The sequence below is a fragment of the Christiangramia qingdaonensis genome, assembly GCF_048381525.1.
Taxonomy (GTDB): Bacteria; Bacteroidota; Bacteroidia; order Flavobacteriales; family Flavobacteriaceae; genus Christiangramia.
In genome coordinates this window covers 616,827-629,750 of the sequence record NZ_JBLWIM010000008.1, presented here as the reverse complement: position 1 = coordinate 629,750, position 12,924 = coordinate 616,827, and the positions used below count along the sequence as shown (strand labels likewise).

At 38.2% G+C, this 12,924-nt stretch carries 7 protein-coding genes; all 7 read left to right on the top strand.

Annotated elements, in window-relative coordinates; translation table 11 throughout:
• The coding region (locus ACNI3T_RS03585) for a hypothetical protein (protein ID WP_418226659.1) at window positions 1-549 on the top strand (549 nt) is incomplete at its 5' end.
• 16 nt (window positions 550-565) lie between these two features.
• Window positions 566-2,641, top strand: coding sequence for an SPFH domain-containing protein (locus tag ACNI3T_RS03580; RefSeq protein WP_418226658.1), 2,076 nt, complete (start codon window positions 566-568; stop codon window positions 2,639-2,641).
• A gap of 75 nt (window positions 2,642-2,716) precedes the next feature.
• Entirely contained in the window at window positions 2,717-7,594 is a 4,878-nt protein-coding gene (locus tag ACNI3T_RS03575; RefSeq protein WP_418226657.1) for a DNA repair ATPase, read from the top strand.
• 168 nt (window positions 7,595-7,762) lie between these two features.
• Entirely contained in the window at window positions 7,763-8,785 is a 1,023-nt protein-coding gene (locus ACNI3T_RS03570) for a leishmanolysin-related zinc metalloendopeptidase (protein WP_418226656.1), read from the top strand.
• 142 nt (window positions 8,786-8,927) lie between these two features.
• A complete protein-coding gene (locus tag ACNI3T_RS03565) occupies window positions 8,928-9,806 on the top strand; it encodes a DUF808 domain-containing protein (protein WP_418226655.1) in 879 nt (292 codons plus the stop codon).
• 486 nt (window positions 9,807-10,292) lie between these two features.
• Entirely contained in the window at window positions 10,293-10,922 is a 630-nt protein-coding gene (locus tag ACNI3T_RS03560; RefSeq protein ID WP_418226654.1) for a hypothetical protein, read from the top strand.
• The coding region (locus ACNI3T_RS03555) for a TonB-dependent receptor domain-containing protein (RefSeq protein ID WP_418226653.1) at window positions 10,919-12,924 on the top strand (2,006 nt) is incomplete at its 3' end. The genes ACNI3T_RS03560 and ACNI3T_RS03555, both read left to right, overlap by 4 nt.

Below are 12,924 nucleotides of genomic sequence, written 5' to 3'. Positions count from 1 at the left end.
TCCGGGATCGAAGGTGGAAATATGGATTTTGAAGATATTTCCAATACTGAGATCAACCAGGAGGACGTGGTTGGGAAGAGGCGAAAACCTTTAAAGTGGTGGCAAATATTTCTTATCTATTTCAATTTCGTGGGACTGCCATTCATGTTCACTTTTACTTTCTGGATCTTTATCTGGTGGTTCATAACCACACTGGTTACGGCGATCACTTCAAGCTATGATAACTTTATAGGTTTTGGGATCATGCTACTGGCTTTGTTTCCGGCACTGTTCGTCACCAAGATTCTTACCACACCATTTAAAGGTTTCTTTAAAAATCTTAACAAGGATGGTGATGCACCCATCGACTATCTTGGTAGAAAGGCAACTTTGATGTCGACCATTTCAAAAGACAGGATGGGAAATGCTGAGGTGAGCGTAAATGGTGATAGCTTATCTATTTATGTAAAATCACTTACCGGAGATGCGCTCCCTTATGGAAGTAGTGTCCTTATTATCAAGCGGTCTCCAGATCGCAATTATTACCTCGTACAATCATATAACGAATAAAACTAATCTAACTACAATGGAATCAATCTTACCAATTATTGGAATTGGAATAGGCGTATTGCTATTTCTAATCATCGTTTACTTCGCGATCATCGCGATGTTCTACAAAAAAATTCCCCAGGGACAGGCACTCATCAGGACCGGTTTTGGAGGGACAAAGGTCGCTACAGATAAAGGTCTGTATACGGTACCGGTTTTTCATAAAACCGAGATCATGGATATTTCTGTTAAGAAGATCCAGATCGAAAGACTGGCGCATGAAGGTCTTATTTGTAGAGACAATATGCGTGCAGATATCAAAGTTGCCTTCTTCGTTCGGGTAAACAATGATATTGAATATATTAAGAAAGTAGCGCAGACCATAGGTGTGGACCGTGCATCTAAAATTGCCACGCTGGAAGATCTTTTTGAAGCTAAGTTTTCAGAAGCATTAAAGACCGTTGGTAAAAAATTCGATTTTATCGAGCTTTATGAAGCCAGACGCGAATTTCGTGATGAGATCGTAAATATTATTGGCACAGATCTTAATGGCTATACGCTGGAAGATTGTGCGATCGATTTCCTGGAGCAGACTTCAGTAAAAGAATTAAAGCCAGACAATATTCTGGATGCAGAAGGGATCAAGAAGATCACCGAGCTTACGGCAGTTCAGAATATGAAGGCCAACCTTATCAAGCGTGATGAAGAAAAAACCATCAGAAAGCAGGATGTGGAAGCCAGGGAGGCAATTCTTGAACTGGATAAGCAATTGGCTGAAAAAGAAGAGCAACAGAAACGTGAAATTGCGAATATCAAAGCTCGTGAGAATGCAGAAACTCTTAAGGTGGATGAAGAAGAAAGACTAAAATCTGAAACTGCCAGAATTGCTACGGAAGAAAAAGTGAAGGTTGCAGAGGAGAATATGCAACGCCAGATCATTGTAGCGCTTAAAAATAAAGAGCGTACAGATGCTGTGGAGTCTGAAAGAGTTGAAAAAGACAGGTTACTGGAGGCTACCGAACGTGAAAGAGTGGTAACTCTTGCGCAGATCGAGAAAGAGAAAGTAGTAGAGGTTGAGAAGAAAAACATCCAGGATGTGATTCGTGATCGTGTGATGCTGGAAAAAGGAGTGGTAGAAGAGCAGGAAAACATGAAAGATATCCAGGCATTTAAAACTGCCGACAGGGATAAGCAGGTTAAAATTACTACTGCAGAAGCATCTGCCCAGGAAGAACTTATTAAAACGACCATTGCTGCGGAAGCTCAAAAAGAAGCTGCCAAGCAAAAAGCCGAAGAGATCAATATCGAAGCACTTGCTCATAAAGAAGCCAGCCAGAAACAAGCTGAAGCGAGAAAAATTCTTGCTGAAGCCCAGGCGAAAGAAGAAGCAACTGTTGGTATGTCTGAAGCCCAGGTAATGCATGCGAAAGCTGATGCCAATGAGCGTCAGGGACTTGTAGAAGCGAATATCATCGAGAAAAAAGCACGTGCTGAAGCGGCCGGAATGGAAGCCAAAGCAGATGCTAAACGTAAAGATGGACTTGCCGAAGCCGATGTAATTAAAGAGAAAGCGATAGCTGATGCTTCAGGAATCGAGGAGAAAGCTGCGGCAATGAAGAAACTGGATGGTGTTGGAAAAGAACACGAAGAGTTCAAATTAAGACTGAATAAAGATCTTCAGGTAGATCTTGCCAATATCAATATTCAGAAGGAAATTGCAGATGCACAGGCGCAGGTAATTGGAGATGCGTTGAAGGCTGCTAAGATCGATATTGTTGGTGGAGAAACTATGTTCTTCGATCAAATCGTTGGGCAGATCACCAGAGGTAAAGGATACGACAGGCTAGTACAGAACTCTACGAACATACAGGAGGTTAAAACTGCCATTCTTGGTAGTGAAGATGTAAAAGGGAATCTGCTTGAAAAAGTAAGAGACTTCGCTTCTAAATATGGAGTAAGTACCGAGGATGTCAAAAACCTCAGTATTGCCTCTCTTATTACAGATCTTAAAATAAAATCTGATGATAAGGAAGAGCAAACCATGCTCGGCAATCTTCTGAACCTGGCGAAAGGACTGGGAATTCAGGATAAACCGATCTCAAAACTTAGATAACTGGAAATGCCGGTGCCTGGCACCGGCTTCTTTTTTAATCTACATCAATTACATCACAAACTTCAGGAAGAGAACATGGCAAAGGAACCCATAAAGGAAGAGAATGCGCAAAAACTGGATGTTGGTACCTATGAGGTGATCCAGGGCAGACTGCAAAAGCAAAAAACTGAGTTACAATCCCGACTTAAGAAATTAAATGAAGAGCGGCAGAAGGTTTTTGGTTCTTTGGAGACCAGGCTTATCGCCAATGACCGCATCAATACCGAAAACAACTGTATCGCGAGGGATATCGTTTCGCTAGGCAACACCTGTATTTTTGGTTACAATGTGCATTTTGGTTTGCGTACAGAGATCTCTTTGAATGATGTAATGAGTATTTATAGGTTTGAGAATAATTCTTTTGAAGCGATCGATACAGATCTCCTGAAAAACGATGTTTTCGAATCTGATTTCAAAAATCTTTACAAGTATTACAGAAACACCATTTTCTCGAAATTCGCTGTAATTGGAAACTATCTTTATATGGTTTTCCGGTTAAGTGAGAGTGTAACCGATATTAAAACCTTCAAATGGCTTATTAAAGATGAAGGTTTGCAATATGTAGACAATCGTAGTGATCACGAATACAAACTACCCTCACAACATGAATTCAACTGGCAGGAAGTATCCAGAGATCAACATAGGCAGGGAGTTCATGCACATGTTTCTATTCTGGATCGTGTTTTTGTAGAGACCATTGGCGGTGATCTTACGATCAAGATCGAGGATAATACCAATGATGGAAAAGGAATCTTTTCCGAAGAAGTAGAGCATAGGGACCAAACGCTGGATGACGCACAGTATAGATTTGCGAACCTTGGTAATCTCATTATTCTTGAAATTAAACCATTTCAGGAAGGTCCGCGTTATTTTGTGTATAATCATAAACTTCGGGAAGTTCAAAAGATCAGCAGTATCATGGATACCTGCGTTTTGTTACCAGACGACCAGGGAATAATTTTCCCAACCGGGTATTACTTACAAACCGGGGAATATCATTTGTTCGATCATAGCATTCCGAATCTAAGATTTCAGGAAAAGATAAGTTCTCCAAATGGCGAGGATTTTCTGTACGTATTCTACGCTCCGGAAAACGGACTCTACAACCTGATGAGCTATAATGTGATCTCCCAGGAAATCCAGACTCCAATTATTTGTAATGGTTTTACGATCCTTGAAAATGGTGAACTATGCTATTTCAAGAACGAAAATGAACAAACCAAGCATCATGTGATCCAGATCTGGCAAACGCCATATCTTAAAGGTGATTTTATGCCTTCCAGTCATGAGGATAGCCTGTTATATAAGATCGGGAACAAGGATATTGTAAAAGCGATGGCTGAGGTAAACGGACTCGTAAATCTTCTGAATAAAGAGGATAATTATGATGGTTTGTATGCAGATCTTTCCAAGCGTTCCAAGGATATTCTGGATGCCTATTACTGGCTGAAAGAAGAGGAAACTCAGCTTCTAAATGAGCCACTTCGGGAAATTAACCAGGCTGCAAATGCTGCCATGGATGAATTTCAGAAGGTGCTGGAACTCAAAAAGAATGCTAGGCAGAAAACTAACGAAATAGGGAAAGAAGCCGAGCAAATCTTTAATAAGATAAAAAGTTCAGGTTTTCGGAATATCAATGATTTCGTAAATGCATTAACGCAGCTCAGGTCATTAAGAGGAGAAGCGATAAGTCTTAAAGAAGTACGTTATGTAGATGAGCAGTTCATTGAAAACCTCGAAGAGCAGATTGCCGAGCAAACTACAAAGATCTCGCGAAGATGCGTGGATTTCTTGCTGGATGCGAAAGCTCTGAATCCATATCACAAAGCAGTAAGTGATAAAGAAGAACAGCTATCTGAAATCAAAAAGGTAGTTGAAGCTCGAAAACTGGAGGAAGAAGTCAACAAAATTTCTGAGGATCTTGAATTATTAATTGATATTGTTTCAAATCTTGAAATAGAGGATACTTCGCATTCTACAAAGATCATCAATAATATTACACTGATTTTTTCTTCGATCAACCAGTTAAAAGCAGAGATCAGGAAAAAACGAAAATCCCTTGGAAGTGCAGAAGCTCAAGCCGACTTTGCCGCGCAATTGAAGCTTATCGATCAAAGTATCATCAACTACCTGGATATCGCCGATACTCCGGAAAAATGTGATGATTTTCAAACCAGGATTTCCATTCAGCTAGAAGAATTGGAGGGTAAGTTTGCCGATTATGAGGAATTTATTGAGCTGATTATTGAGAAGCGGGAAGAAGTTTATAATGCTTTTGAAGCGCGTAAGAATACACTCGTAGAAAAACGAAATAAACGTGCGGTAACTTTACAAAATTCCGCAGAAAGAATTCTGAAAGGTGTGCGTAAGAAATCTGAATCTTTTGATGAGGTTTCCGAGATTAATGCTTATTTCGCTTCAGATATCCTGGTGAACAAAGCCAGAGATATTGCCTCGCAATTACAGGAAATGGACGACAGTGGTAAGGCTGAAGAGATACAGTCTATGCTGAAGTCTGCCCGCGAGGATGCTCTCCGAAAACTGAAGGATAAAAAGGAAATTTACGAGGATGGTGATACGGTCATCAAGCTTGGAAAACACAAATTTGGTGTTAATAAACAGGAGCTTGATCTTACGATTTTATTTGTGGATGATGCTTTACATTATCATATCACTGGGACAGATTTCTACCAGAAGATTGAGAACGAAACACTTGTAAAATCTGAACAATACTGGAGTCAGGATTATATTTCAGAAAATAAGAATATATACCGAGCCGGTTTTCTTGCTTATAAATTATTCCGAAGATTTGGTGAAGAACTAAAGGACCATACGGAGGAAGATTTGATCAGGCTGGTGCAGGAGGAAAGCAGTAAAGATTATTCTGAAGGATATGTGAAAGGGATCCATGATCTGGATGCGGCAAAGATACTTTCTGTGCTGCTGGAAAAACATGAGGGCTTGGATCTGCTTCGGTTTCATCCCGAAATTAGGTCCTGCGCACAATTCTTCTGGAAATTTTCTTCTGCGGAAATTCGGTCAAATTTAGATCAGAATATAAAAGCTGCGGGAGAAGTGTTGCAGGTATTTCCAAATTCCAGAGAATACCAGTCATTGCTGAAAATACTGACCAAAGAGATCTATGAATTTGGACAGGTCTCAGGAATATTTGAACCAGAACTGGCTTCTGAAGTTGCTGAATATTTGTTTGAAGAATTGCAAAATGATGATGATTTTCAAAAAAGCGGAATAGCCATCGGGATCAAAGAAGATTTTCTGAATATGCTGAAATCTGAAAATGCCGATCTAAAATTTAAAGATAGTCTCAAAAGCCTGAGTTCAAATCAGGCAAAAGTAGCCTTGATCGAGCAGTGGTTGAAAGCATTTTTGCAAAGCAAGTTAGATGAGCAAACGAGCTTGAAAAGCAAGTATGTAAGCGAGGCAGCAGCGCTTATACTTTTTGAAGACGAATCTGTTTTAAATACAAAATTTACTTCACCATCTCAGCGCATTGAGAACTTGAGAGGTGAACATCGGCTGGTTCAGGCAGGAGTTTTCGATTTTAACTATCATGATTTTATATCGATTTACAAGCACTATTTTGAGATTGATGTTCCGGCTTACCAGGAATTTAGAAAAGCCAGGCATGAAGTGACCCTTCAGCTCAAAGAAGATCTAAAACTTGAAGAATTCAAGCCAGGAACACTAAACTCTTTCGTTCGAAATAAATTGATCGATCAGGTTTATTTTCCTCTATTTGGAGATAACCTGGCCAAACAGCTGGGCACCGTTGGAGATCAAAAAAGAACGGATCGAATGGGATTGTTGTTGCTTATTTCTCCTCCAGGTTATGGAAAAACTACCTTGATGGAGTATATCGCCAACAGGCTAGGACTGGTTTTTATGAAGATCAATGGTCCGGCGATTGGTCACGATGTAACTTCAGTAGACCCATCTTCAGCTACTAATTCGGCAGCACGGGAAGAGCTTAAAAAACTGAATCTTGCCTTTGAAATGGGTAATAATGTGATGCTGTATCTCGACGATATCCAGCATTGTAATCCTGAATTCCTCCAGAAGTTTATATCCCTTTCCGACGGAACCAGGAAAATTGAAGGGATTTACAACGGTAGATCCAGAACCTATGATATGCGCGGGAAGAAATTCTGCGTGATCATGGCCGGGAATCCTTATACAGAAAGCGGCGAGAAGTTTCGAATTCCAGATATGCTGGCGAACCGTGCAGATATTTACAACCTTGGTGATATTATTGGTGATACCGCTCACCTTTTCAGGTTGAGTTTGATCGAAAATTCATTAACCTCTAATCCTGTTCTACATCAGCTTAGTAGCAAGAACTTTGATGATGTTTATAGATTACTGGATAGAATCGAGAATAATAACCAGGAAGTACAGCTGGAAGGAAATTACTCGAACCAGGAAGTACAGGAATACGTGTCGGTTCTGGAAAAGGTCATACAGATACGGAACAGTGTTCTAAAGGTAAATGCAGCGTATATAAAGAGTGCGGCGATGGAAGATGAATATCGAACAGAACCATCTTTTAAATTACAAGGCTCCTATCGTGATATGAACAAACTGGTGGCAAAAGTGGTTCCGGTAATGAATGATTCGGAATTGCAAACGCTCATTCTGTCGCATTATGAAAGTGAATCTCAAACGCTTACTTCAGCTGCCGAAGCAAACTTGTTAAAGTACAAAGATCTTATTGGTATTTTGAATGATGAAGAACGGAGAAGATGGACTACAATACAAAAAACTTTTCAGAAGAATAATAAGCTAAAAGGTTTTGGGAACAAAAATGAGATGGCGCAATTGCTTTCTCAAATGATGGATTTCACCGATAATCTGGAAGGAATCAGACAGGTGTTGCACAATGGATTTAATAAATAAAAGGGTCAATTGCTGAGAATTTAAATAAACAATTGTTAATTAAAATCGGTCTTTATAGTTAAAGTGTGGATACAGTTAAGATATAGTTTCTGAGTCAAGTTGGATGTGGGTAGGTCGATATAGAATGATACATTCGTCTCAATCTTAATAAAAACTTAAAATTATATTATGAAGAAGACTTACCTACAAAACTTCTCACTTATCGCTTTATCTGCTGCTTTTCTGGGGCTAGGATCCTGTTCGAATGATTCTGCAGAATCTATGGATACTGATAGTATGAATCCAAGTGCAACTTCATTCGAGCTTGCGCATAATGAGAATGATTTCGTACAACTATCTGGACAGAAAGGTGCATTTGAAAATGGATTGAAGACAACTACTGCTCCAGGTGATGATCGAGGGAGATACAATATCAGTCTCAGATATTTAGTGCCACCAACTGAAAGACAGCAGGATGTTTTTGAATCTGCTGCCGCAAGATGGGAAAGGATCATAATTAAAGATGTGCCATCGATTACCGGGACTATTCCTTCAGCTTTCGCAGGTGTACCACCAATTGTCGATAATGGAACCATTGATGATATCGTGATTGAAGTGGTGATCGATTCCATTGACGGACCAGGAAAAATTCTTGGACAGGCAGGACCAAGGTTTACCAGGAATTCAGATGGACTAACGGTAACTGGTTTGATGTTCTTTGATAAAGCAGATCTTGAAACTCTTGACAGACTGGATCTATTTGAAAACGTGATCGTACATGAAATGGGACACGTATTAGGTATCGGAACACTTTGGGGTAGAAAAGGATTGCTTGCAGGAACGGCCGTTGAGCCTTACTTCGCAGGTCGTAAAGCGAATGTATTCTGGAATGCTGAAGGAGGAGTTGGAGAACTTCCAATAGAAAATACAGGTGGCCCAGGAACTGCTTACGGTCACTGGAGAGAATCCATCCTTAGAAATGAGCTAATGACTGGTTATATAAATCTTGGAGAGAATCCTCTAAGTAGAATTACTGCTGGTTCATTAAAAGATCTTGGATATGGAGCTGCATCTGTAGGAGAAACTTATGACCTTGTGAAAGGAGCGCCAGGAGTTGATCTTGATGATTTAAATACAACATCTAAAGAAGGTCTCTACATAGCTAAGATGGAAGAAATTCTTCTACCAATTGGTGTTATTGAAGATAACTAATATTTAAAATTACTATTGTGGTTTTTGAAAAATCCTGCCGCTGGCAGGATTTTTCTCTTTATAAGTTAATCCAGGCGAAATTTAATTTTCAGTTTTCAATTAAATGACAGAACTTTCGAAGTTCTAACCAAACCAACTTTTTATGGCCTCAGGATTTTTTGCTTTACTGGATGATATTGCTACGTTGATGGATGATGTTGCGGTAATGAGTAAGGTTGCCGGAAAGAAAACAGCAGGATTACTAGGTGATGACCTTGCTGTAAACGCAGAAAAAGCCAGCGGATTTATTTCTGATAGAGAATTGCCGGTTTTATGGGCGATCACTAAAGGTTCCCTTTTAAATAAGCTCATTATTCTACCAGTGGCATTTTTACTTAGTGCCTTTATTCCGGTGGCCATAAAGATCATACTCCTTATTGGGGGATTATACCTGGCTTATGAAGGAGCAGAGAAGATTCATGAATACTTGTTTCCTCACAAACATGCAAAATCGACACCTGTTCCAGAAAATCTTTCAAAAGAACAGATGTTAGAACGAGAAGACGAGAAAGTAAAATCGGCTATACTTACAGATTTTATACTTTCTGTAGAGATTGTAATTATTGCTTTAGGAACCGTAAGCGGAGAGGAGTTACCAACTCAAATTGGGGTAGTAAGTGTTATTGCACTTGTAGCTACTGTTGGTGTTTATGGAGTAGTCGCTCTAATTGTAAGAATGGACGAATTCGGAGCGAAGCTTATCAATATGAATGAGCAAACAGACAGTTTTTCAGATAAAGTAGGGCAATTTTTAGTGAATGCACTACCATGGGTGATCAAAGGACTGGCGCTAATTGGTACGATAGCATTGATGCTGGTATCTGGAGGGATCTTCGTACATAATCTGGAATTTATTCATGATCTGGTACATTCCTTACCTACTATTCTAGGGGAATTCTTGGTTGGATTGGTTGTAGGAGCAATAGTTTTACCTCTAGTTGGATTGGGGAAAAAGATATGGAAGTCGGTTTCTAACAAATAGGAGCGTGTACATTGTCTTTGTTTTGAGCTGAAGGGTTTTAAAGTTATGATTGCATAAATATTCAATACTACTAAATAGTTGTGCAGGGATTGAACCAGCTCCAAGAAATTCTAATATGCCAACAATTTTTGATTAAACTGAATAAGTAGACCTAATTAAAGATCTTGATCTCTAGATGTTTACTTAAATAATTCAATTTTTAAATTTTTTTAGTCGTCAGCATTACATAAAAGATCAAGCACCCTAATGCAGAGTCTTGGAATAGACGTTTATTCTAAGGATTTAAAAATTTAATTATCACGCAAAAAATTCATGGTTAAATTTTCAATATATTATCGTTTTAACTCTAAATAATAATATATTGCTTGTTTAATTGTTAACGCGTGCCTTCTTTCAATGAGGAAAACACTTATCTTCTGTATCATAATTTTTTCGTCTTGTTTGCATTCCCAGAATGATGCAAATATTCAATCTCTTTATTCAAATTTGGATAACTCACTTGGATATAATAATCTGGAACTTCTAAACGGTACTGCTTATTTTGAGAAGTATAGGACGCTAAATGAGAAGCATCCATATCTGGATGGAAGAGAATTTCATGACGGTGCCGTGATGTATGATGGCCAATATTATGCCGGCCTAAAATTAAGGTATGATATGTTCTCTGATAAACTTATCATATCGATCGATAGGTCAGTTAATGGCAATCGTATTATACAGCTTATTCCAGAACTTATCGAAAGTTTTGAGATCAATGATAAGTTATTTGTAAAGCGTAGTGCAGGAGACGACGGACACGCTTTCTATGAGGAACTAATCAATTCTGGCTGCTTCAAACTGATTAAAAAAGAAAAACTATCAGTACAGGATAGAAGGGATAAATCCAGCCTTTATTATGAATTTGAAATCCAGAGAACTAATTATTACATAGACCTACAAGATAGCCTGATAGAGCCAACACTTTCAAATTTAATTAATCATTTTCCCCAATCAGAAAATACATTCGAAAATCTTTTTAAGGACCAAAGAAAACTCAGAAGAAGCAATTATCCTGCTTTTTTGAAAAACCTAATGCAATTAATGGAAGTCTCAGTGTGTAAAAGATTGAAAAAATGAGAAAGGGAATCCTGTTCTTGATTTTTATCTTGTCCTTTAATTTTTTATTTGCTCAGGATACTAAAAATATAAGTGTAAGTTTTGAAAACTCACCATTAAAAATGGTTTTTTGGGAGTTGGAATCTAAAAGTGATTTCAAGTTTTATTATCTTGAGGATTGGTTAGCAGACACAACGGTTACGAAGCAATTTCAGAATGAGAACCTGGAATCTATTCTGGGGGAAATTCTTTCTGGAACCCTTTTGAATTACTACATATTTGAGAACCGGGTAATAATTACCAAGAACAATCGTATTTACGATACAGTTTTCTCAGATGAGGCGAGTGATACTTTGGATATTACATCAAACGAGGAGACTACCGGATCCTCACCAATTTTCGTAAATGAAAATGCGACTTCAATTAAAACCTTCAGAATAGGGAAGGAAAATGCTCGGTTGACCAAAAATAAATACTTGCTTAAAGGTAAAGTGTACGATTCTAAAAATGGAGATGCATTATCTAATGTTCTTATTTTGGTAGAGAATGAGAATAAGGGAACTCAGACTGATGTAGACGGTAATTTCAGTATTTCTCTTTCTCCAGGTGCTCATATATTGACCGCGAGGACTTTGGGAAATAATGTTCTCAGAAAAAGGGTTTTGATGTATAGTGATGGGGTTCTAGACTTTAGTGTGTCACAAAATCTTGAAATGCTTGATGAAGTTATTGTAGACTCCAAGTCAGATCGAAATATCAAGGAGGCCTTCACAGGAGTATCAGTATTGGATGTACAGAGAGTCAAATTGATGCCGCTTATTTTAGGTGAAAGAGATCTGCTAAAAGCGGCTACAACACTACCTGGTATTTCTAAGGCTGGTGAGGGTGCCTTAGGTTTTAACGTGCGAGGTGGGCGAGTAGATCAAAACCTAATACTTCTGGATAATGGTATTATTTATAATCCTAATCATTTCTTTGGAGTGTTTTCAGCAATTAATCCATTTACAACTGGAAGCGTGGAAATTTACAAGGGGAATATACCTGCTAAATTTGGAGGAAGATTGTCTTCAGTGTTCGATATCAAGACGAAGGCGGGCAATACTCAGGAGCTAGCTGGTGAAGGATCCATAGGACCTGTTACTGGTAACTTGTCCCTCGAAATACCAATTATTGATGAAAAATCATCATTAATTATCGGTGGGCGTGCTACTTATTCCGACTGGATACTAAAAAACCTTGATGAAGAAGCGCTCAATAATAGTGAAGCATCATTTTATGATCTAATAGCAAATTATAATCATGATTTTGATGATAATAACGATTTAAGCATTACCGCTTATTATAGTAAAGATCGTTTTAGTATCACTTCAGATTCTTTATATTCTTATGGTAACAGGATGATATCCGGAACCTTTAAGCACAAGTTTAACAAAGATCTGGAAGGTTCGATTAACCTTGCTAATAGTTTTTACGATTTTGAAATTGAATATGATAGTCAGTTTGAAAACGATTTTTTATCCAGTTATAAGATAAACGACACCAAATTACAATTTAATCTCGATCATAAGATTGATAAAAAGCATAATCTCAACTATGGTCTTTTTACAAAATTATATAACATCTCTCCTGGAAAAATAGAGCCTATTGGTAATGATTCCTCAATTTCTGAAAGATCTCTGGATGAAGAGAAAGGAGTTGAATTAGCAGTATATCTGGCTGATGAATATGAAATATCAGATAAATTGTTACTGAACGCAGGATTGAGATTTTCTTCTTTTAGTTCTTTAGGTTCTGCTCAAGTAGATGTGTACAGAGCGGGTGAGCAAAAAAATGCGGGTAATGTAATCAATACAGTGACTTACGATAATAATGAGATTGTTCAAACATATAATGGACTTGAATTTAGAGTTGGGGCAAGATATTCCATCGCTAACGATTTCTCTGTGAAGGCTGGTTTTAATACTTCTAATCAATACATTCACACTCTTTCCAATAACACTCTAGTTTCACCTACAGATGTTTA